Origin of the sequence: Micromonospora sp. C41 (assembly GCF_018070485.1) — a bacterium.
GTDB classification, from domain to species: Bacteria; Actinomycetota; Actinomycetes; order Mycobacteriales; family Micromonosporaceae; genus Micromonospora; species Micromonospora chalcea.
Window position 1 is genome coordinate 82,040 of record NZ_JAGPXP010000019.1, and the last position, 22,714, is coordinate 104,753.

At 75.2% G+C, this 22,714-nt stretch carries 13 protein-coding genes; 8 read left to right on the forward strand and 5 right to left on the reverse strand.

Translation table 11 applies throughout. The features are described from left to right. Position 1: 1 nt before the first annotated feature. The 3 genes from KBX43_RS20710 to KBX43_RS20720 are packed head-to-tail and all read right to left on the reverse strand — an operon-like array spanning position 2 to position 3,215. Positions 2 to 868 carry a carbohydrate ABC transporter permease gene (locus tag KBX43_RS20710; RefSeq protein WP_210886682.1) on the reverse strand — a complete coding sequence of 289 codons (867 nt, stop codon included), beginning with the start codon at positions 866 to 868 and terminating at the stop codon, positions 2 to 4. Then, positions 868 to 1,827, reverse strand: a complete 960-nt coding sequence (locus KBX43_RS20715) for a carbohydrate ABC transporter permease (protein WP_174535954.1) — start codon at positions 1,825 to 1,827, stop codon at positions 868 to 870. The genes KBX43_RS20710 and KBX43_RS20715 overlap by 1 nt, the downstream gene beginning before the upstream one ends. After that, a complete protein-coding gene (locus KBX43_RS20720; RefSeq protein ID WP_210886684.1) occupies positions 1,824 to 3,215 on the reverse strand; it encodes an ABC transporter substrate-binding protein in 1,392 nt (463 codons plus the stop codon). The genes KBX43_RS20715 and KBX43_RS20720 overlap by 4 nt, the downstream gene beginning before the upstream one ends. Positions 3,216 to 3,336: 121 nt before the next feature. On the opposite strand from KBX43_RS20720, the gene KBX43_RS20725 reads away from it, so the two are divergent. From KBX43_RS20725 to KBX43_RS20735, 3 genes are read left to right on the forward strand one after another with little or no spacing between them, the layout of a single operon-like run. Next, positions 3,337 to 4,374 (forward strand): zinc-binding dehydrogenase, encoded by a 1,038-nt coding sequence (locus KBX43_RS20725; protein WP_210886687.1) that lies wholly within the window; start codon positions 3,337 to 3,339, stop codon positions 4,372 to 4,374. Beyond that, on the forward strand, positions 4,374 to 5,192 hold the full coding sequence (locus tag KBX43_RS20730) for a sugar phosphate isomerase/epimerase family protein (RefSeq protein ID WP_043324649.1): 819 nt from the start codon (positions 4,374 to 4,376) through the stop codon (positions 5,190 to 5,192). The genes KBX43_RS20725 and KBX43_RS20730 overlap by 1 nt, the downstream gene beginning before the upstream one ends. Then, entirely contained in the window at positions 5,189 to 6,526 is a 1,338-nt protein-coding gene (locus tag KBX43_RS20735; protein WP_069088190.1) for a hypothetical protein, read from the forward strand. The genes KBX43_RS20730 and KBX43_RS20735 overlap by 4 nt, the downstream gene beginning before the upstream one ends. 41 nt (positions 6,527 to 6,567) lie before the next feature. On the opposite strand, the gene KBX43_RS20740 is transcribed toward KBX43_RS20735, so the two are convergent. Both KBX43_RS20740 and KBX43_RS20745 read right to left on the reverse strand, forming a co-directional pair. Further along, positions 6,568 to 7,254, reverse strand: a complete 687-nt coding sequence (locus KBX43_RS20740; RefSeq protein WP_069088191.1) for a CBS domain-containing protein — start codon at positions 7,252 to 7,254, stop codon at positions 6,568 to 6,570. 95 nt (positions 7,255 to 7,349) lie between these two features. After that, complete coding sequence (locus KBX43_RS20745) at positions 7,350 to 9,464, reverse strand: molybdopterin-dependent oxidoreductase (protein ID WP_210886689.1); 2,115 nt, start codon at positions 9,462 to 9,464, stop codon at positions 7,350 to 7,352. A gap of 149 nt (positions 9,465 to 9,613) precedes the next feature. Between KBX43_RS20745 and KBX43_RS20750 the strand changes: the two genes are divergently transcribed. From KBX43_RS20750 to KBX43_RS20770, 5 genes are all read left to right on the forward strand, one after another. Further along, positions 9,614 to 10,006, forward strand: coding sequence for a DUF2267 domain-containing protein (locus KBX43_RS20750; RefSeq protein WP_210886692.1), 393 nt, complete (start codon positions 9,614 to 9,616; stop codon positions 10,004 to 10,006). 340 nt (positions 10,007 to 10,346) lie between these two features. Further along, the gene (locus tag KBX43_RS20755) at positions 10,347 to 13,796 is read left to right on the forward strand and encodes an AMP-binding protein (protein ID WP_247677578.1); all 3,450 of its coding nucleotides are present in this window, start codon (positions 10,347 to 10,349) and stop codon (positions 13,794 to 13,796) included. After that, complete coding sequence (locus KBX43_RS20760) at positions 13,793 to 16,903, forward strand: thioesterase domain-containing protein (protein ID WP_210886698.1); 3,111 nt, start codon at positions 13,793 to 13,795, stop codon at positions 16,901 to 16,903. The genes KBX43_RS20755 and KBX43_RS20760 overlap by 4 nt, the downstream gene beginning before the upstream one ends. Further along, positions 16,900 to 19,203, forward strand: coding sequence for a lantibiotic dehydratase (locus KBX43_RS20765; RefSeq protein WP_210886701.1), 2,304 nt, complete (start codon positions 16,900 to 16,902; stop codon positions 19,201 to 19,203). The genes KBX43_RS20760 and KBX43_RS20765 overlap by 4 nt, the downstream gene beginning before the upstream one ends. Continuing rightward, positions 19,200 to 22,703: a non-ribosomal peptide synthetase gene (locus tag KBX43_RS20770; RefSeq protein WP_210886704.1), complete on the forward strand. Its 3,504-nt coding sequence runs from the start codon at positions 19,200 to 19,202 to the stop codon at positions 22,701 to 22,703. Before KBX43_RS20765 ends, KBX43_RS20770 begins: the two co-directional genes overlap by 4 nt. The last annotated feature ends 11 nt before the right edge of the window (positions 22,704 to 22,714 follow it).

Sequence of the window (22,714 nt, forward strand, 5' to 3'; positions counted from 1 at the left end):
CTCAGCCCTTCTCGGCCCCGCTGGTGAGTCCCTCGGTGAGCATTCGCTCCCCGGCGAAGAACAGCACCACGATCGGCAGCGTGAGGATGACCGAGCCGGCCATCAGCACGGTCTTGGGCACCTCCACGCCGTCGGCGAGCAGCGACAGCCCCAGCGACACGGTCCACCGGTCGGGCCGGTCGACCAGGAACAGCAGCGCGAACAGGTACTCGTTCCAGGCGATCATGAAGTCGTACAGCGCGACGGCCATCACCGACGGCGCGGCGAGCGGCAGGCTGACCCGGCGGATGATGCCGAGCCGGCCGGCGCCGTCGATCGCCGCCGACTCCTCGAGGCTGACCGGGATGGTCTCGAAGTAGTTCTTCAGCATGTAGACCGACACCGGCAGTGTCTGCGAGATGTAGACGAGCACCAGGCCGGTCAGCGACCCGCGCAGCCCGGCCCGGGTGAAGACCACGAACAGCGGGATCGCGATGACTATCGACGGGAACAGGTAGACCGCCAGGAACAGCGCGCTGACCTGGCGTCGGCCGAAGAACCGCAGGCGGGACACCGCGTACGCGCCGGGAATGGCGATCACCAGGGTGAGCGCGGTGGCGGCGAGCGCCACCAGCCCGCTGTTGCGGATGAACGTGAGGAAGCCCTGGCCGCCGTCGGAGACGGACTTCAGCACCTCCGCGTACGTGGCGACGGTCAGCTCGCCGAACGGCACCCACAGCGAGCCGGGGTCGAGCAGCAGGCGTTCGATCGGGCGTACCGACAGCACCAGCATGTACCAGAACGGCAGCAGCGTGACCACCAGGAACACGGCGATCACCAGCCGGCGCAGCCAGCGCAGGCTGACCGTCTCGATCCGGTCCCGGTCCATCACGCCTCCCGTCGCGCGCCGAAGAAGCGCAGGTAGATCGCCACGAACACGAGCAGCACCACGGCGAGCACGACGGCCTGGGCGGCGGCCGCGCCGATGTCGGTGCGGGCGGTGAGGAACTGGTAGACGCGGACGCTCACCACCTCGGTGCCGGCCGAGCCGCCGGTGAGCAGGTAGACGTCGTCGAACTTGTTGAACGTCATGATGAACCGCAGCACGCCGATCAGCGCGATCACCGGCATGAGCTGCGGCAGCAGGATGTGCCGGAACCGCTGCGTGGGTGTGGCGCCGTCGACCCGGGCGGCCTCCTCCAGCTCACCGGGCACCGCCTGGAGCCGCGCGAGCAGGAACAGGAACGCGAACGGGAAGTAGCGCCACGCCTCGAACGCGATCACCGTCCACAGCGCGGTGGACTCCTGCGACAGGAACGGCACCGGCTGATCCCAGCCGAGGAAGCGCTTGCCCCAGTCGTTGACGATGCCGAGCTGCGGGTCCAGCATCACCTGCCAGACGAACGTCATGGCGACCACCGGCGCCACGTACGGCAGCAGCATCGACGCGCGGACCAGCGTGCGGCCCCGGAACGGCCCGCGTACGGCCAGCGCCGCCACCAGGCCCACCACTATCGAGCCGGCGGTGCCGCCGACGCTGTAGAGCACTGTGGTCCAGAGCGTGTCGGCGAATCCGGGGGTGTGCAGGACCCGGTCGATGTTGTCCAGTGTCAGCTCGCCGAACAGGCCGGTCTTGCGCAGCGTCGCCAGGCGTACCCGCTGGAAGGCCAGCACCACCGTCCAGACGATGGGTATGCCGATCACCGCGAGCACGACGAGCAGGGTCGGGGCGACCAGCGCGAGCCCGGCACGGGACTCGCGGCGGCGCAGCGTCAGCGGGCGGCGGCCGGGTCGGCGGGGTCGCTCCGGTGCGGGGGAGCGGCCGGCCTCCGGCGCGGTGGTGGTCAATTGACGCCCTTGGCTATCGCCTCGACGTCCTTGCGGGCGCGTTCGGCGGCGGCGCGGGCGTCGGACTTGCCGCCGACGACGTCGGCGAGCGCCTTGGGCACTGGTAGTTCACCCAGGATGGCGCCGACGAGCTTGCCCTGGTTCTCGGTCAGGCCCCAGCGCTGGAACGTGTCGGGGCTGCGCCGCAGCGTGGCGAGCACGTCCTCGCCGTAGACCTCGGACAGTGGCTTCTTGGTGTCCACGCCGGCCGGGCTGGTGTTCCAGGCGGTGCGGAACTTCTGCTTGTCCTCCGGCGTGCCGGTGCGCACCGGGAAGCGCCCCTCGGGGGACATGCCGAACCAGCGCGGGTAGCCGTCGGAGAGCATGTACTCCACGAACGACTTCGCCGGGTCGGCCGCGCCGTCGAGCACCGACCAGGAGCTGACCTCGCCGTACTGGGCGGGCTCGGTGCCGTTCGGGCCCTTGATCGCGGTGACGAACCCGCTGTTCTTGGCCAGCCACGCCGGGTCGGACTGGCACTGCGGGCAGGTGGGACGGGCGTCGGCGCGCAGCCCGGCCAGCTCGTCGAGGATGAACGGCGACCAGATCAGCATGGCCGCCTTGCCGGCGAAGTAGGTGGCCCGGGTGGTGTCGACGTCCTGGGCGCCCTTGACCGAGTTGTTGCGCATCAGGTCGCCGTAGAAGCGGAACGCCTCGACGCACTCGGGGGAGTCGAGAACGACCTTGCCGGAGTCGTCGGTGAGCCGGCAGTTGTTCGCCAGCGCCAGGTGCTCGAACGTCTGCTGGGTGAACACGTCACCGGGGGCGGTCGCCGCGGTGATGCCGGCGACGCCGCCGGTGTTCAGCTTCGCCGCGGCGGCGGCGATCCTCTCGTACGTGTCGGGCGCCGGCAGGCCGGCGGCGGCGAACAGGTCCTTGCGGTAGACGAGCAGCTGGCCCCACCCGTCGCTCGGTACGGCGAGCTGCGTGCCGCCGTCGCTGGTGAGTTCCAGCGCGCGTGGGGTGAACGTGTCCCGGCCGAGCCGTTCGACGACGGCGCCGTTGGCGTCGGCGTCCACCAGCTCGTTGGCGGACAGCGTGCGCACCCCGGCGAGCGAGACCGAGCCGACCACGTCGGGCAGGTCACCGGCGGCGGCGCTGGAGGCGATCAGGGACGGGAACTGGTCCTCGTTGACGGTGACGAGGTTGACCTGGACGCCGGTCCTGGCGGTGTAGTCGGCGATGATCGCCTTGGTGGCGGCGACCCGGTCCGCCACGTCTTCCAGGCTCCAGACGGTGATCCGGGAACTGTCGGATTTCTGCCCGTCGTCGCTGCATGCGGCCACGCCGGTCCCGGCCAGTGCCAGGATCAGGCTGATTGCGAGCCGCCGTGTGGAGGGTGATGACATCGGTGGCGCTCCTCTCGAAAGAGTACGGCCTGCCGCTAATACCCATCGATTCGTCAATGTAATCACATATGCCCATTTTTTGGGTTAGAATCGAGGTCGGCACTTTCTTCGGAGCGACGCCATGAGCAACTGGGTTGTCTCTCTGGCCGGGCCCCGGCACGTACGCCTGGAGCCCTGCCCCGCGGACCGGCTCGGTCCGGGCCAGGTCCGCGTCCGCACCCACTACTCGGGCATCTCCGCCGGCACCGAGCTGACGCTCTACCGGGGCAGCAACCCGCGACTGCGCAAGGACTGGGACGCCGGCGCCCGCATGTTCGTGCCCCGCCAGGCCGGGTCCGCGTACCCGGTGGTGGGTTTCGGTTACGAGGAGGTCGGCGAGATCGTCGAGGTCGCCCCCGACGTCGCCGGGCGGCGGCCCGGCCAGCTCGTCTGGGGCATCTGGGGGCACCGCGCCGAAGCGGTGCTGCCCGCCGCGGCGGCGCATCCGCTGCCGCCCGGCATCGACCCGCTCGCCGCCGTCTTCGCCCGCCCCGGCGCCATCGCGCTGACCGCGGTGCTCGCCGGTGACCTGCACCTGGGCGACTGGGTGGGCGTCTTCGGGCAGGGCGTGATCGGGCTGCTCGGCACGCGCCTCGCGGTGCTCTCCGGCGCCCGCGTGGTCGCCGTCGACCGGATGCCCGGGCGGCTCGCGCACGCCACCGGGCTCGGCGCCCGCCGGGTCGTCGACGCCGCCGCCGGGTCGCCCGCCGCCGCGCTGCGAGCCGCCACCGGCGGCCGGGGCGCAGACGTCTGCCTGGAGCTGTCCGGGTCGTACCCGGCGCTGCACGAGGCGATCCGGGCCACCGCCCACGCCGGCCGCGTCGTCGCCGCCGGCTTCTACCAGGGGTACGCCCACGGGCTGGAACTCGGCGAGGAGTTCCACCACAACCGGATCCAGCTGGTGGCCGCCCAGGTCTCCGGGCCGGACCCGGCGCCCGGCACGGCCGGCCGGTGGTCCGGGACCCGGATCGCGGACACGTTCATGGACCTGGTGGCCGAGGGCAGCGTCGACCCGCTGCCGCTGGTGAGCCACGTCGTCGACGCGGGCGCGGTGGCCGACGCCCTGGCGTTGCTCGACCGCGGTGACGGTGACGTCCTCCAAGTGGTGCTGAGGTTCTGATGGACATTCCGCTCGCCTGCCAGGAGCAGTTGCTCCCCGGCGCCGACCTGATCGGGAAGTACGCCCTCGCCGTCTCCCTCGGCTACCAGGGCATCGAGCTGCGCGGCCGGGGTGACCTCGCGCTGGCCGGGCGGCTGCCGGAGCTGCGCCGCGCCCGCGCCGCCGGCGTGGTCATGCCGACCGTCTGCGTCGAGATGGACCACTTCGTCGGCGACTTCGACCCGGGCCGCTCCCGCGACGCGGTGGACAACCTGCGCTCGCAGCTCTCGGTGATCGCCGAGCTGGGCGGCGTCGGCGCGATGACGCCGGCCGCGTGGGGCATGTTCTCCCGCCGGCTGCCCCCGTTCGAACCACCACGCTCGGCCGACGACGACCGGCGGGTGCTCGTCGACGCCCTGGGCGAGCTGGCCGGGCACGCCCGCGCCGAGGGGGTCACCGTGTTCCTGGAACCGCTCAACCGGTACGAGGACCACATGGTCAACCGGCTCGACCAGGCCGTCGAGCTGTGCCGCGCGGTCGGGTCACCGGCGCTGCGGGTGGCCGCCGACACGTACCACATGAACATCGAGGAGGACGACCCGAACGCCGCGCTGCGCGCCGCCGCGCCGTACCTCGGGCACGTGCAGGTCAGCGACTCCAACCGGCACCAGCCCGGCGCGGGGCACCTGGACTGGGCGGCGCTGCTGGGCACGCTGGACGCGATCGGCTACACCGGCTGGCTCGCGCTGGAGTGCCGGCTGCGCGGCGAGCCGGTCGCCGCGCTGCGCCAGGCCGCCACCGCGCTGGCCCAGGCCCGTCCCCGGCGGGCCGCCGCATGACGCTGACCACCGGGGTACGCGCCGACGCCGACCGTCACGCCCGGCTGCGTCGCCTCGCGCTGGCCACCCTGGACGCCAACTGGGAACACGACCACACGGTGCCCTCGCGCACGCTCTACCCGCACCAGTGGAGCTGGGACTCGGCGTTCATCGCGATCGGCCTGGCACACGTCCGCCCCGACCGGGCCTGGCGGGAGCTGCGGACGCTGTTCGCCGCGCAGTGGATCGACGGGCGGGTGCCGCACATCGTGTTCAACCCCGCCTCCCGTGCCGGGCCGTACTTCCCCGGGCCCCAGTTCTGGGACTCGGCCCGCGCCGACGGCGCCCCGGCCCGGGCCACCTCCGGCATCGTCCAGCCGCCGGTGCACGCCCCGGCCGCCTGGCTGGTGCACCGCCGCGCCTCCTCCGAGGCGTCGGTGGCCGCGCTGCGGCGGCTCTACCCGAGGCTCGTCGCGCAGCAGCGCTACCTGACCGGTCGGCGCGACGCGGGCGGCGGCGGGCTGGCCGCGATCGTGCACCCGTGGGAGTCCGGACTGGACAACAGCCCGGCCTGGGACGCGCCGCTGGCCGGGGTGCCCGCCGACGAGGCGGTGATGCGCGCGTACCGCCGGCACGACACCGCGCACGCCGACGCGGCGCAGCGCCCCACCGACCTGGACTACGCGCGCTACGTCGCGCTGGTGGAGTCGTACCGGGCCGGCCGCTACCGGGACGAGGGGCTGCTCGGGCGGCACCCGTTCCTGGTGGAGTGCCCGCTGGTGAACGCCGCGCTCGGCGTCTCCGAGTACGCCCTCGCGCGCATCGCCTCGGTGATCGGCGCCGACCCGGGGCCGCACCGGGACCGGGGGGCCCGGATCACCGAGGCGATGGTCACCCGGCTCTGGGACCCGGTCACCGGCACGTTCCGTCCCCGCGACGTGCGCGCCGACCGCCTCGTGCCGGCCCGTACCGTGCTCGGGCTGATGCCGCTGGCGCTGCCCGAGCTGCCCGCCGCGCAGGTGTCGGCGGTGCTGGCCGAGGCGTGCTCGCCGCGTTTCGGGCTGGCCGCCCGGATGGACCGGCCGCTGCCCACGTACGACCGCACCGCCCCGGACTTCGAGCCGCTGCGCTACTGGCGCGGGCCGAGCTGGATCAACACCGGCTGGCTGCTCTGGCAGGGTCTGCGTACCCACCGCCGGGCCGACCTGGCCGCCGGACTGCGCGAGTCGCTGCTCGACCTGGTCGACCGGGCCGGCTGCCACGAGTACTTCCACCCGGACACCGGCGCCGGACTCGGCTCGCCGGCGTTCAGCTGGACCGCCGCGCTGGTGCTGGACGCGCTCGCCCAGGAGTGATACCGGTGGACGCCGGGTGGACCGACGCGGGCCGGCCAGGCTCAGGCGACGCCGACGCGCAGGGCCGCCATCGGGGCGTCGTCGATCGCGTAGCCGAGCGCGTCGACCACCTCTACCACGCCGCTGACCTGCCGGGCCAGCCGCACCGCGAGCTGCGCCGTGGAACGTCGCTCCACCTGCCCGGTCAGCGTCACCACGCCCCGCTGCACCGTCACGTCGACCACGCCATCGCGCACGCCGAGGCTGCGCCACAGCACCTCCTCGACCACGTCGCGCCGGATGCCGGCGTCCGGGCGCAGGTGCACCTTGAGCAGGTCACCGCGGGTGACGATGCCGACCAGACGGCCGAGGTCGTCGACCACCGGCAGCCGCTTCACGCCGCGCGTGTCCATCAGCCGGGCCGCCTCCACGATCGTGGCGTCCGGCGTGATCGTGACCGGCGGAGCGGTCATCAGGTCGGCGGCGAGCGTCGCACCGGCCTTCGCCTGCGCCTCGCGGCGGTGCCGGTCGGGCAGGATCCGCCGCTCCCGGGGCTGGCCCAGCAGCTCCACCTTGTACATCAGGTCCGCCTCGGACACCACGCCGAGCACCCGCCGGGTCTCGTCCACCACCGGCGCCGCCGTGACGTGCCGTTCGGTCAGCACGTCGACGATCTCCCGGTACGCCGTGCCCTCCCGTACCGACGCCACGTCCCTGGTCATCACGTCCTGCACCTGCCACGTACGCATGGCGAACCTCCCTGTGTCCGCCCCCGACGCTAGGCGGCGGCGACGGGGGAGGAGCAGGGGCGCAATGACCAGGTCAGGGGGCCGGAGGTCCCGAATCACCCAGCCGCTACCGGCTCGGCGACCTCGTCCAGGGGCGGCTCGGCGGTCAGCAGGGCGGCCGGCACCGGCTCGACCGCCACCCGGCAGTCGTGGAACGTCGGCGCCTCGCCCAGGTCGGTGTCGCGGACGCCGGTGACCGCGTTGACGGTGGAACGCCCCGGGCTGCGCCGCGCCCAGTACGCCTTGTACGTGAACGCGCACCCCGGCCGGGTCGCCTCGTCCACCGCCACCGCGGCGAGGAACGCGCCCCGGTCGTTGTGCACGCGCACCGCGTCGCCGTCGGCGAGCCCGTGCGCCGCCGCGTCGGCCGGGTGCAGGTGCAGCCGCGGCGGCCCGGCCCGGCGGGTGTGCCAGGGCAGCGAGGCGAACGTGGAGTTCATCAGGTAGCGGTTGGCCGGGGTGAGCAGCGTCAGCGGGAACCGGCGGGCCAGTTCCGGGTCGGCCGCCTCGGCCGGTGGCGTGTACCCGGGCAGCGGGTCCACCCCGAGCGCGGCGAGCGCCGGGTCGTGCAGCCGGGCCCGCCCGTCCGGCGTGGGGAACCCGCCAGCGGCGTACGGCGCGGACCCGACCGGCACGCCGGTGAGCCGGGCGTACGTGCGTTCGCGCAGTTCCTCGAACGTGATCGGCGCGTCGGCCAGCAACTGCCGGGCCAGGTCCTCGTCGCTGTCCGAGAACGCCGGGTGGTCGATCCCGAGCGCGGCGGCGATCCGCCGGAAGATCTCGGTGTTCGGCAGCGCCTCGCCCGGCGCGCGGGTGACCGGCAGGTTCAACGTCGTGTAGTGGTGCCCGTAGGACGTCTGCAGGTCCAGGTGCTCGGGCTGCATGGTCGCCGGGAGCACCACGTCGGCGTAGTCGCAGGTGTCGGTCCAGCGCTGCTCCAGCACCACTGTGAACAGGTCGGCGCGGCCCAGCCCGGTGAGCAGCCGGGCCTGGTCCGGCGCGGTCGCCGCCGGGTTGGCGTTGAACACCACGAGCGAGGTGACAGGCGGGTCGGCCTCCCCGGTGAGCACGGTGGCCAGCCGGCTCATGTTCAGCGTCCGGGCCGGTGGGGCCGGCATGCCGGCGGGCCGGATCACCGGACCGTTGTCGATGCGGTGGTGGCCGCTGGTGGTCACCAGCGCCCCGCCGCCGGGGTACCGGAAGTCGCCGGTGACCAGCGGCAACGCGCAGATGGCGCGGATCGCCTGCCCGGCGCCGTGGTGCCGTTGCAGGCCCAGCCCGACGCGGATCGCGGTGGGCCGGGTGGTGGCGATCCGCTCGCCGAGGCGGCGTACCACCTCGGGCGGCAGGCCGCACTCGGCGGCGGCCCGCTCCACCGGCCAGTCGTCGAGCCGGGCGGCCAGTTCCGGCCAGCCGGTGGTGTGCGCGGCCAGCCACGCCTCGTCGGCCGCCCCGGCGTCGCGGACGTGGCGCATCAGCCCGAGCGCGAGCGCCGCGTCGGTGCCGGGTAGCGGCGCGACGTGCTCGTCGCTGCGGGCCGCCGTGTCGGTGCGCAGCGGGTCGATCGTCACCACGTACGCGCCGCGCTCGCGGGCCTGCTGCACGAACGGCCACAGGTGCAGGTTGGTCACCAGCGGGTTGGCGCCCCAGAGGACGATCAGCTCCGCCTCGACGATCGACTCCGGTTCGAAGCCGACCGAGGCGCCGTACAGTGAGCGCAGCGCCGCCCGCGCCGCCGCCGTGCAGATGGTGGTGTCCAGCCGGGACGCGCCCAGGTGGGCGAAGAGCCGGGGTCCCATGGTCCAGCCCTGGACCAGGCCCATCGTGCCGGCGAAGTAGTAGGGCAGCACCGACTCCGGGCCGTGGAGTTCGATGCTCGCGCGCAGTCCGGCGGCCACCCGCTCGACTGCCTCGTCCCAGCTCGCCGGCCGGTACGCGACCCGTCCCGCACCCTTCGGGCCGGTGCGGACCCAGGGCGTGGTGAGCCGGTCCGGCCCGTTCACCGCGTCCAGGTAGCGGTTCACCTTGCCGCAGAGCGCGCCCCTGGTGAACGGGTGGTCGCGGTCGCCGCGCAGCCCGACCGCGACGCCGTCGGAGACGGTGAGCTGCCAGACGCAGGTGTCGGGGCAGTCCAGCGGGCAGGCGCCGGGGTGGGTGGTGACGGGGGCCATGGGCCGGATGTTACTCCCGGTTCGTGGTGCGGCAGCCACTCGTGGTGACCGGCCGCGGGCCGGGGGCGTTTGGCCGGGGTGGAGGCGGGTACCCGCCGGGGCCGACCGGTGCGGGCGTGGTGCCCGCCGGCGGCGAGGGGAGGGGTGGGATGCGGTTCCCCCTGTTCGTCGAGGCGGTGGCGCGGCGGTCCGAGTTGCCGTCCGACGAGGCCGCGACCATCTCCCGGGCGGTGTTGCAGACCCTCGCCGAGCGGGTCACCGCGGACGAGGCGGCCGACCTGGCGGCGCAGTTGCCGGACGACGTCGGCGGCTATCTGGAGCCGGGTGGGATCGCTGTGACCGGCGGCGCGGTGGACTTCCTGTACCGGGTGGCCGAGCGTGCGGCGGTGGATCCGGCGGTCGCCGAGGTGGGCGCGGTGGCGGTGCTCGCCACGCTGCGCGACACGGTGACGGTGGGGGAGTTCCAGGACCTCGTCGCGCAGCTTCCGAAGGGCTTCGACGCGATGGTGGACCCGATCCCGCGGCCACCCTACGATGTCTGAGCAGGCTCCCCGCGATCCGGGTTGAGCTGCGGCACCGGGGCCGCTCCGACGAAGATTCGACTGCCAGAAAGTATTTTCACCGTAAAATAACTCGTCGGCGTTCGCGTACGCTGTAAAACGTCTACGCGCTAGAGGGATGATCGGACGGATTCCTCCGTCCGAGGTTCCAGGACGTCTTCCTCCCTTCGGCTCAAGCCGCATCGATGCTCTTCCGGCGCGGTGATTGAGCAATATTCTGCTTCCAATGTGAAGTCCTGGGGGGGATCAATGATCACATTCGTCGATTGCTGCGTGCCTGTCCTCTGTGGAGCGTATCCCGCTTCCTGACATGGCGGAGCCGATGATTATCAATCGTTTCGGCGCGATCACGGCAGTACACGGCGGACGTCCGGCACTTCTCGGTGAGACCCACGAGGTCACCTACACCGAGCTGGCCGGGGCGGCCGGCGGGCACATGGCCGTGTTCGCCGCCGCGGGCCTGCGTCCCGGAGACCGGATCGCGCTGCTCACCGCGCACGGCGCACCGACCGTCGCGGCGCTGCTCGGCGCCCTGGCCGCCGGGTGCGCGTACGTGCCACTGGACCCGGGCTTCCCGGTCGCCCGGCTGCGCCACATGGTCGACGCCGCCGGCGTCACCGCCGTCGCGTGCGCCGCCGAGCACCGCGACCTGGCCTCGGCGCTGGCCGGCGAGCGTCCGGTCGTGCCGCTGGACGAGGTGCCGCCGGCCCCGCTGCGCCCGGTTCCGGCCGAGCCGGACGCGCTGGCGTACGTGCTGTTCACCTCCGGCTCCACCGGCGTGCCCAAGGCGGTCGGGCAGACCCACCGCAACCTGGCCCACGTCGTCGACAACCAGATCGCCGCGCTCGGCGTCGGCCCGGACGACCGGCTCAGCCTGCTCGCGTCGTTCAGCTTCGACGCCGCCATCCCCGACCTCTACCCGGCGCTGCTCACCGGCGCCGCCGTCGTCCCGGTCGACCTGCGCCGCCAGGGACTCGCGTACGCCGTCGAGCAGCTCGACCGGCACCGCGTCACCGTGCTGCACTGCACGCCCACCGTCTACCGCTTCCTGCTCGACACGCTCGGCGCGCGCCGGCTGGCCACGGTGCGGGCGGTGCTGCTCGGCGGCGAACAGGCCACCTGGACCGACGCGGCCCGCGGCCGGGACCGGTTCGCCCCCGAGTGCGTGCTGGTCAACGGCTACGGCGCCACCGAGATGACGTTCGCCGCCCGGCATCTGCTGCCGCTGTCCGAGGTGGACCCGGACGCCCGCGGGCCGCTGCCGGTCGGCACCGCGTTCCCCGGCTACCGGCTCGACCTCGCCCCGGACACCGGCGAGATCGTCGTCCACAGCCGGCACCTCGCCCCCGGCTACCTCAACCAGGACAGCGACCGCTTCGGCGTCGACGCCGACGGGCTGCGGTCGTACCGCACCGGTGACCTGGGCCGGCTGCTGCCCGGCGGGGAACTGGTCTGCCTCGGCCGGCTCGACCGTCAGGTCAAGGTACGCGGACACCGCGTCGAGCTGACCGAGATCGAAGCGGTGCTGTCCGCCCAGCCCGGCGTCGCCGGCGTCCGCGCGATCGTGCGCGACGGCGAACTGCTCGCGTACGCCCGCCCGGCCGGCGCCCGCCCCGACCCGGCGGCGCTGCGCGCCGCCCTGACCGCGGAGCTGCCCGACTACGCGGTGCCCCGCGCGGTGGTGGTGGTCGACGAGTTCCCGCTCACCGTCACCGGCAAGGTCGACGAGCGGGCGCTGCCCGACCCGGTGACCGAGGTGCCCGCCGACGCGGCGCCGGCCACCGAGACCGAGCGCGCCGTGCACGACATCTGGTGCGCGGTGCTCGGCCGCGACGCGGTCGGCCGCACCGACAGCTTCTTCGACGTGGGCGGGCAGTCGCTGCTGCTGGGCCAGGTTCAGCAGCGCCTCGCCGAGCGGTTCGGCGTCCGCCTGCCGATGCTGCGCCTGTTCGACCACCCGACCGTCGCCACCCAGGCGGCGCTGCTCGACGCCCCGCCCGAGGCGGTCCGCGCCCCGGTGCTGCCCGCGCCCGCCGCGCCGGTACGCGCCGCCCGCGAGTACACCGGCGACGAGATCGCCGTGGTCGGCCTCGCCGGCCGGTTCCCGGGCGCGCCCGACGTGGCCACGTACTGGTGGAACCTGTGCACCGGGGTCGACTCGGTGCACGACCACACCGACGAGGAACTGGCCGCGCTCGGCGTCGGGCCCGGCCTGCTCGCCGACCCCCGGCACGTGCGCGCCACCGGCCGGCTCGACGGGGTGGCCGACTTCGACGCCGAGTTCTTCGGCTTCGGCGCCGACGAGGCCGCCCGTACCGACCCGCAGCACCGGCTGTTCCTGGAGACCGCCTGGGAGGCGCTGGAGGACGCCGGGCACGACCCGGCCCGCTTCCCCGGGCTGGTCGGCGTCTACGCCGCCACCTCGGCAAACCGCTACTTCCTGTTCCACCTGATGGACAACCCGGCGGTGGTCGGCGACGTCGACCCGGACGACTGGGAGGCCCGGCTCGTCGGCCGCCAGCTCACCGACCACCTGCCCGGGCAGGTGGCCTACCGGCTCGGCCTGACCGGCCCGGCGATGGCCGTGCAGTCCGCCTGCTCCAGCTCGCTCGTCGCGGTGTGCGTGGCCGCGCAGAGCCTCGCCGACTACCAGTGCGACCTGGCCCTGGCCGGCGGCTCCACCGTGATGTGGCCCCGGCACCGGGCGGGCGGGCTCGTCTCGCCCGACGGCCGGTGCCGCGCCTTCGACGAGGCCGCCGCCGGCTCCGGCTTCGGCTCCGGCGCCGGCGTGGTCGCCCTGCGCCGGCTCGCCGACGCGCAGGCCGACGGCGACCGCATCTACGCGATCCTGCCCGGCTGGGCGGTCACCAACGACGGCCCGGACCGGGCCGGCTTCGCCGTGCCCGGCCCGGCCGGGCAGGCCGCCGCCGTCGCCGGCGCGCTCGCCACCGCCGAGGTCGCGCCGGGTGAGGTCCGCTTCGTCGAGGGCCACGGCAGCGGCACGCCGCTCGGTGACGCCATCGAGGTCGCGGCGCTGCACGAGGTGTACGCGGGCGCCGCGCCCGCCGAGTCCACAGCGCTCGGCTCGGTCAAGACGAACATCGGTCACCTCGACGCCGCCGCCGGCATCGCCGGGCTGATCAAGACGGTGCTCGCCGTCCGGCACGGGGTGATCCCGCCGAACCTGCACTTCACCCGCCCGCACCCGGAGATCGACCTGACGGCCGGACCGTTCTACGTGCCCACCAAGGCGCGGGACTGGCCGGACGGCGCGCGCCGGGTCGCCGGGGTCAGCGCGTTCGGCCTCGGCGGCACCAACGCGCACGTGGTGGTGGAACAGCCGCCACCGGCCGAGCCGGCCGACCCACCCGGCGAGGGGCCGTGGCTGCTGCCGGTCTCCGCGCGTACCCCGGCGGCGCTGCGGGCCGCGCTGACCCGCCTGCGGACCCACCTGGCCGGCGCCGCCCCGGCACTGTCCGACGTGGCCGCCACGCTGGCGCTGGGCCGGCGGGCGTTCGCGCACCGGGCGGCGGTGGTCGCCGCCGAGCTGCCGGCCGCACTGTCCGCCCTGGACGTGCTGCTGGACACCGACGCCCGGATCGCCGGCGACGGCGGTCCGCTGCGCGAGACGGCCGCCGACTGGGTCGCCGGGCGCGACGTCGACTGGCACGAGCTGCACCCCGACGGCACGGTGCGTCGCACCGGACTGCCCACCTACCCGTTCCAGCGCCGCCGGCACTGGATCGACCCCGTGCAGAAAGGTCCGCGGTGAACTGGTTCGTCTCCGCCGGAAGCCGACCCGAGGCCCCGGTGCGATTGTTCTGCCTGCCCTACGCCGGTGCGGGCGCCAGCGCGTTCCGGCGCTGGGCGTCCGAGTTCGGCGAGAGCGTCGACGTGACGCCGGTGCAACTGCCCGGCCGGGAGAACCGGATCACCGAGGACCCGCGCTTCAGCGTCGCCGAGGTGGCCGACGCCATCGCCTCCCGGGCCGACCGCCCGTACGCGATCTACGGCCACTCGATGGGCGGACGGCTCGGCTTCGACGTGGTCCGCGAGCTGCGCCGCACCGGCCGCCCGCTGCCGCTGCGGCTCTACGTCGGCGGCGCCCGCGCCCCGCACGTACGCACCCCCGGCCCGTTCGACGGGCTGTCCCGGGCGAGCGACGACGAGCTGCTGCGCCGCCTCGGCGAGGGCGGCGGCCTCCCCGCCGAACTGCTCGACCACCCGGAGCTGGTGGAACTGCTGCTGCCGCTGCTGCGCGCCGACTTCGGCCGGGTCGACGACTACCGCCACGTGCCCGGCGAGCCGCTGCCGGTGCCGATCGTCGCGTTCGCCGGCCGCACCGACCGGGCGGTCACCCGGGACCAGAACGCGGCCTGGGCCGAGCACACCGCTGCCGGGTTCACCCTGCACGAGCTGGACGGCGGGCACTTCTTCCTGCACGACCGGCTGCCCGAGCTGGCCGCGCTGATCCGCGCCGACCTGACCGCCGCGCTCTCGGACCCCCGCGCCGGCACGCCGGACGCGGGTCCGGACCCGGTGCGCGCCGCCGGCCGCGGGACCGCCGGCGCCGCGCACCGGGTCCCCCTCGGCGACACCGGCTGGTCGGTGTGGCGCGACGCGGTGCTGCGTACCACCGGGTTCCCGGCCGACGGGCTGGAGCTGTTCAGCGCGCCCCGGGCCGCCACCGCCGCCGACGAGCTGCTCGCCACCGGCGCGGGCGCGGACCGGTTCGACAAGGAGTTCGAGGAGGCGCTGCGCTCCGGCGCGCAGCGGTTCACCGCGCTGGCCGCCGATCCGCTGCTTCGCGAGGCGGTCACCTGGCAGAACCGGGGCGCGCTCGTCGCGTTCGACGGGCTGGTGCGCGGCGGCGCCGAGGCGGCCCGCAACGTACGCCGCCGCGACCGGGAACGGGCGCTGCTGAAGTACTGGCAGCGCTACTGCGGCAAGAACGAGACGGTCGGCTTCTTCGGGCCCAGCTGCTGGGTCACAGTCGATCCGGCACAGCCGGAAGTTGCCCGGGTCAACCCCGGAGACGGGCTGACCCGCCGACGCTGGGTGTGGTTCGAGTCGTGGGCGCTGACCGCGTACGCCGACCGGATCGGCGCGGACCTGGCGGTCCGCCGCTGGTGGCCACCGATGCTCCGGCCACACCTGGCGGTCCGGGACCGGGCCGTGCTGCGACCCGGACGTCCGCCGCTGACGCTGACTCCGGTCGAGGCCGAGTTGCTGCGCGCGGCCGACGGGCGGCGCCCCGCCGCCGACCTGGTCGCCGACCCGGCGATCGGGCTGCGCCGCCCCGAGGACGGCTACGCGCTGCTCGACCGCCTGGTTGAGCGCGAACTGATCACCTGGGACGCGGCCCTGCCGGTGAGCCCGGACGCCGAACGGGTGCTGGCCGACCGGATCGAGGCGATCGGTGACGAGCCGGCCCGCGCCGCCGCCCGCGCCGGGTTCGACCGGCTGCGCGCCGCGCGCGACGAGGTGGCCGCGGCGGCCGGGGACGCGGAGCGGCTGCGCGCCGCGCTGGACGCGCTCGACGCCACGTTCACCGAGCTGACCGGCGTGCCCGCGGTACGCCGGGCCGGACAGATGTACGCCGGGCGAACGGTCTGCTACGAGGACAGCGCCCGGGACCTGGACGTGGTCTTCGGCGCGCCGCTGCTGGCCGAGCTGGCCGCCCCGCTGGACGTGCTGCTGCGCGCCGCCCGCTGGCTGGCCAACGCGCTCGCCCGCGCCTACCTCGACGTGCTGCGCGGCCTGTACGAGGAACTGCGCGCCGAGTCCGGCGGTCCGGTGCCGCTGGCCGACCTGTGGTTCCTGGCCCAGGGCATGTTCTGGGGCGACGGCGAGCGGCCCGTCGACGCGGTGGCGGCGGAGTTCGCCGCCCGCTGGTCCGGGCTGTTCGGCCTGGACACGCTGCCCGCCGACACCACCGACGTACGGCTGCGCGCGGCCGACCTCGCCGACCGGATCGACGCGGTGTTCCCCGGCACCGGCCCGGAGTGGTCCAACGCCGCCATCCACAGCCCCGACCTGCAGATCTGCGCCACCGACGCGGACGCCCTGCGGCGCGGCGACTACACCGTGGTGCTCGGTGAGCTGCACGCCGCCTGGTCGTCGTTCGACTGCGCTGTGTTCACCCCGTCGCACCCGGACGTGGAGCGGCTGCGCGACGCGCTGGCGGCGGACCTCGGGCAGCGGCGCGTCCGGCTGCTGTTCCCGGCCGACTGGCCGCGCCGGACCAGCCGTACCGCCGAGTCGCTGACCGGCCCGACCGACCGGCACCTGGCGTTCCTCGACGCGCCCGGCGCCGACCCGGCCCGCGTGCTGCCCACAGTGGACCTGGTCGTCGACGACATCGACGGCGAACTGGTGGCGACCGCCTCGGACGGGCAGCGCTGGCCGCTCACCGAGATCTTCGCCGAGCCGTTCAGCGCGCACGCCGTGGACGGCTTCAAGCTGGTCGCCGCCGCGCCGTACACGCCCCGGATCACCGTGGACCGGCTGGTGCTGGCCCGGCAGACGTGGCGGACCACAGTGGGCGCCAGCGGCCTGGCCGTCCCGAACGGGGAGCGCGAGCGCTTCCTCGCCGTCCGGGACTGGCGCCGCCGCCTCGGCCTGCCCGAACAGGTGTACGTCAAGTTCGGCACCGAGACCAAGCCCTGCTTCGTCGACCTGTCCGCGCCGGCGTTCGCCACCACGCTCTGCGCGATGGCGCGCGCCGCCCGGGTCGACGGCGGCGACGACGTCTCGTTCACCGTCAGCGAGATGCTGCCCGCCCCGGAGCAGGCGTGGGTGCCCGACGGACAGGGCCGCCGCTACTTCAGCGAGCTGCGCCTGCACATCACCGACGCCCGGCGGGAGGACCACCGGTGAGCCATCTGGTGCCCCTGGGCGACACCGGCTGGTCGGTGTGGCGTGACGTGGTCCTGCGGACCGCCGGTTTCCCGGCCGCCGGGCTGGACCGGTTCGCCGCGCCGGACTGCGCCGCCGTCGCGGACGCGCTGCTCGCCGGCGACACCGGCGCCGAGGTGTTCGACAAGACGCTGCGCGAGGCGTTCGCCGAGTCCTCCGCGGTGGCCGGCGAGCTGGCCGCCGACCCGCTGCTGCGCGAGGCGGTGACCTGGCAGAACCCGGACATGCTGATCGCGCTGGACGGGCTGCTGCGCACCGACCCGCAGGTCCGCAACGTGCGCCGCCGCAAGCGCGAGCTGAGCCTGCTGCGCTACTGGCAGCGCTACTGCGGCAAGGCCGAGACCATCGGCTTCTTCGGCCCGGTCTGCTGGGGCACGTTCGACACCACCCGGCCCGGCGTGCACACCGTGCCCGGTGCCGCGCTGGTGCACCGGCGGCGGGTGTACTTCGAGGCGTGGGCGCTCATCGCGTACGCCGACCGGCTCGCCGACGACCTGGCGGTGCGCCGCTGGTGGGCGCCCGCCCTGCAACCGCACCTGACCGTCGCCGGCCGGGAGCTGCGCTGGCCGCTGCACCCGCCGATCGCGCTGACCCCGGTCGAGGCGCTGGTGCTCGGCGCCTGCGACGGGCGCACCCCCGCGGTGGAGCTGGCGCAGCGGCTGTGCGACGCCGGCGAGGTGCACAGCGCCGACGACGTTTACCTGCTGCTGGACCGGTGGGTCGAGCGCGGCCAGCTCAGCTGGGGCGCCAACCTGCCGATCGCGCCCGACGCCGAACTGGTGCTCGAAGCGCGGATCGCCGCGATCGGCGACGAGCCGGTCCGCGCCGCCACAGCGGCCGAGTTCGGCCGGCTGCGCGCCGCCCGCGACGAGGTGGCCGCGTCGGCCGGCGACCCGGACCGGCTCGGCGCCGCGCTCGCCGCGCTCAACGCCGAGTTCACCGCCGTCACCGGCCGCCCGGCCACCCGGCACAGCGGGCAGATGTACGCCGCCCGCACCGTCTGCTACGAGGAGACCGCCCGCGACCTGGAGTTCCGCATCGGGTCGGCGGTCATCGACGCGCTCGCCGAGCCCCTCGCCGTGGTGCTGCGTACCGCCCGCTGGTTCACCGGCGAGGTGGCCGCCCGCTGCGGTGAGGTCTTCACCGAACTGCACGAGGAACTGGCCGCCGACGGCCCCGTGCGGCTGGCCGACCTGTGGCTGCTGGCCCAGGGCACGCTCGTCTCCCCGGACGGCCCGATCGGCCGGGCCGGCGCCACGCTCACCGCACGCTGGGCCGAGCTGTTCGGCCTGGCCGACCTGCCCGAGGGGCAGCCGGAGCTGCGGCTGCGCGCCGCGGACCTGACCGACCGGGTCCGGGAACTGTTCCCGGCGACCCGACCAGGCTGGCCGTCGGCCCGGCTGCACAACCCGGACGTGCAGCTGTGCGCCGCCTCGCCGGAGGCCGTCGAACGCGGCGACTTCCTGCTCGTGCTCGGCGAGCTGCACCCGGCGTCGGTCGCGTTCGACAGCGCGGTGCTCAGCCCGTTCCACCCCGACCCGGCGGCGCTGCGCGCCGACCTCGACGCCGACCTGGGCCCGGTCCGGCTGCGGGTGCTGTGGCCGGACAGCTTCCCCCGCCGCACCACCCGCACCACGTACGCGCTGACCGGCCCGGCGGACCGCCAGCTCGGCATCGACACCGCGCACGGCGCCGACGTGGACCGCCTGGTCCCGGCCACCGCCGTGCTGGTCGAACGCACCGGCGACACGCTCACCGCGGTCTTCCCCGACGGCGCCCGCTGGCCGCTGATGGAGGTCTTCGCCACGCTGCTCGGCTCGCTGCTGCTCGACGCGTTCAAGCTGCTCGGCGCCGCGGCGTACACGCCCCGGATCACCATCGACCGGCTGGTGGTGGCACGGCGCACCTGGCGCACCACGGCCGGGGCGTGCGGGCTGGGCGGCCACCCCGACGAGTCCGCCCGCTACCTGGCGGTACGCCGCTGGCGCGCCGAGACCGGCCTGCCCGAGCGGGTCTTCGTCAAGGTCGGCACCGAGATCAAACCCTGCTACGTGGACCTGACCGGGCCGCTGTACGCGCAGTCCCTGTGCGCCATGGTCGACGCCGCGCTGCGGACCGGCCCGGACGTGCCGGTGGTGGTCTCCGAACTGCTGCCCGCCCCCGCCGAGGCCTGGGTGCCCGACGCCCAGGGCCGCGGCTACGTCAGCGAACTGCGCCTCCAGATCACCGACCCGGCCGAGCACCTTGGAGCACTCCGGTGACCGACACCCTGACCGTCAGCGCCGTCCACGGCACCGACCTGCCCTGGCCGGACGCCACCCTCGCCGACCTGATCACCGCGCAGGCGGCCCGCACCCCGGACGCGGTGGCGGTGCGCCAGTGGGACACCCGGCTCACCTACCGGCAGCTCGTCGACCGGGCCGCCGGGGTGGCCGCCGCGCTGCGTGAGCACGGCGTCGGCCGGGGCGACCGGATCGGCGTGTGCGGCGCGCGTACCCCCGACCTGGTGACGACGGTGGTCGGCGTGCTGCTCGCCGGCGCCGCGTACGTGCCGCTGGAGCCGGGCGGCCCCCGGGCCCGGCTGCGCGGCATCGTCCGCGACGCGGGCGTCCGGGTCGTCGTCGGCGACGCGGCGGCGGCCGAGTTCGGCGACGAGCCCGGCGTGACGGCGCTCGGCCTGCCCGGCCCGGCCCCGCTCGCGCCCTGCCCGGCCCGCCCCGGCGACCCGGCGTACGTGCTGTTCACCTCCGGCTCCACCGGCCGCCCGAAGGGCGTGCTGACCACCCACCGCAACGCCGTCGAGTTCGTCACCGGCGTGAGCGCGCTGACCGGTGCCGACGCCTCGGTGCGCAGCCTCGGCATCGCCTCGCTCGGCTTCGACGCGGCCACCATGGACCTGTTCGTGCCGCTGACGCTCGGCGGCGCGGTGCAGCTGCTCGGCGCCGACGACCGGGCCGACCCGGTCCGGCTGGCCCGGTTCGTCGCCGAGCACGAGGTCACCTGGGGCTTCATCACCCCGACCGTGCTGTCGCTGCTGGACCCGGCCGGGTTCCCGTCATGGCGGGTGCTGCTCTGCGGCGGCGAGGCGGTCCCGGCCGAGCTGGTCGCCCGCTGGGCGCCGGGCCGGCGGTTCCTCAACGGCTACGGCCCCACCGAGACCACGGTGCTGGCGGTCACCTGCGACCTCACCCCGGCCGACACCGACCCGATGCCGATCGGCCGGCCGCTGCCCAACCACCGGGCGTACGTGGTCGACGCCGACCTGCGGCCGGTGCCGGCGGGCGAGACCGGCGAGCTGCTGATCGGCGGGCCCGGCCTGGCCGACGGCTACCTGAACCGGGCCGGCCTGACCGCCGAGCGGTTCGTGCCCGACCCGTTCGGCGACGTCCCCGGCGAGCGGCTCTACCGCACCGGCGACCTGGTCCGGCAGGGCCCGGACGGCCGGATCGTCTACCTGGGCCGCGCCGACCGGCAGGTCAAGGTGCGCGGCCAGCGCATCGAGCTGGGCGAGATCGAGGCCGTGCTGGCCGCCTGCCCCGGCGTCGAGCGCGTCGCGGTGGAGGCGGTGCCCGGCCCGGCCGGCGCCGAGCTGGTCGCGTTCCTCACCCCGGCCGGCGCGCCCGGCGACGACGAGCTGCGGGCGTACGCGCAGACGCGGCTGACCACCGCGATGCTGCCGGCCCGGACGGTGCGGCTGGACGCGCTGCCGGTCAGCCCGGTCACCGGCAAGCTGGACCGGCCGGCGCTGCGCGAACTGGCCGCGGCGACCCCGGCCGCAGTCGCCGACGCGTCCGCCGACGACGACCCGGTGTCGGCGGCGGTCCGGCGCGTCTGGACCCGGCTGCTCGGCGCCGCGCCCGCCCCGGACAGCGACTTCCTCGCCGCCGGCGGCAACTCCATCGCCGCGATGCGGCTGGTCGCGGCGCTGCGCGCGGAGCTGGGCCGGCAGGTGGACACCCGGGTGCTGTTCGCCGACCGCACGTTCGCCGCGCTGGTGGACCGGGTCCGCGCCGCCGACCCGGCCGACGCCGACGGGCTGACCACCGGCAACCCGCCGACGCTGTCCCCGCCGCAGCGGCGGCTGTGGTTCATGGACCAGCTCGCCCCGTCCAGCGCGCCGTACAACATCGCCGTCGCGCACCGGCTGCGCGGGCCGCTGGACGTCGCCGCGCTCGGCGCCGCGCTGCGCGCCGTCGCCGAACGGCACGACGTGCTGCGCTGGCGGATCCCGCAGAACGGCGGCGTGCCGTACGCGGTCCGCGAGGAACCCACCGACGTGGCGGTGCCGGTGGTCGACCTGACCGCCGCCGCCGACCCGGACACCGAGCTGGCCGGCATGCTCGCGGCCGGCGCCGGGCACGCGTTCGACCTGGCCACCGGCCCGCCCTGGCAGGTGACCGTGTACCGGCTCGCCGCGCAGGAGCACGTGCTCGCGGTCACCGTGCACCACGCGGTCTTCGACGGCTGGTCCGAGGCGCTGCTCTACGACGAGCTGGCGCTCGCGTACGCCCGCGCGCTCGGCCGGTCCGTGCCGGGCCGCCCGCCGCTGCCCGCCACGTACGCCGACTACGCCGTGTGGCGCGCCGACCGGGACCGGCGCCGCGGCGAGACCGACCTGGCCTGGTGGACCGCGCACCTGGCCGGCGCGCCGACGGTGCTGGACCTGCCCCGCGACCGGCCCCGCCCGGCCGTGCAGACGTACGCCGGCGCGGAGGCCGCGGTACGGCTGGACGAGGCCGCCGACCGGGACGTGCGCGACCTGGCCGCCCGGCGCGGCACCACAGTCGCCGCGGTGCTGCTGGCCGCGTTCGGCGAGCTGCTGCGCCGGGTCACCGGCGGCGACGAGCACGTGCTCGGCGCGATCGTCGCCGACCGGCGGCTGGCCGCGTTCGACGAGGTGATCGGGTTCTTCATCGACACCGTGCCGGTGCGGGTCCGCTCCGGTGGCGCGAGCTTCGCCGAGCAGGTCGACCGGGCCGCTGCCGAGCTGCACGAGGTCACCGCCCACCCGGGCGCGCCGCTGGAACGCATCGTGGAGGCGCTCGGTGTGGGCCGGGACACCTCCCGCGCCCCGCTGGTGCAGGTGCTGTTCAACGTGCTCAACTTCGCCCCGCCCCGGCTGACGCTGACCGGCCTGGCGGCCGAGCCGGTGTCGGTGCCCAAGCCCGGCTCGCCGTTCGACCTGACCGTCTACGTGGTGGAGCGCGACGGGCGGGCCGGCGTCGAGGTGGTGCACAACCCGGACCTGTTCACCGCCGAGCGGATCAGCGCGCTCCTGGCCGACCTGGCCGCCCTGGTCGGCGCGCTCGCCGCCGACCCGGACGCGCCGGCCGCCGAGGTGGCGCCCGAGCTGCCCCGCCCGGCGGTGCGTGTGGCCGCGCTCGGCGCGATGACCGTCGCCACCGCCGAACCGGCCCGCGCGCCGCTGCCCACCGGCTCGGACGCGCTCACCGGCACCGAGGAGCTGATCGCCGGCATCTGGCGCGACGTGCTCGGCCGGGACACCGTCGGCGTCACCGACAACTTCTTCGACATCGGCGGCCACTCGATGGCCCTGGCCGCCGTGTACGCCCGGCTCACCGAGGCCACCGGCCGCTCGATCACCATGCTCGACCTGTTCCGCCACCCGACCGTGCGGGCGCTCGCCGCCAGCCTGGACGGGGCCGCCGACCGGCCGGAACTGGCCCGCGCCGCGCTGCGCGCCGCCGCCCGGCGGGGCCGCGCCCGCCGAACCCCGCCGCCACGCCGACCTCACCCGTGACGCGATCCCTT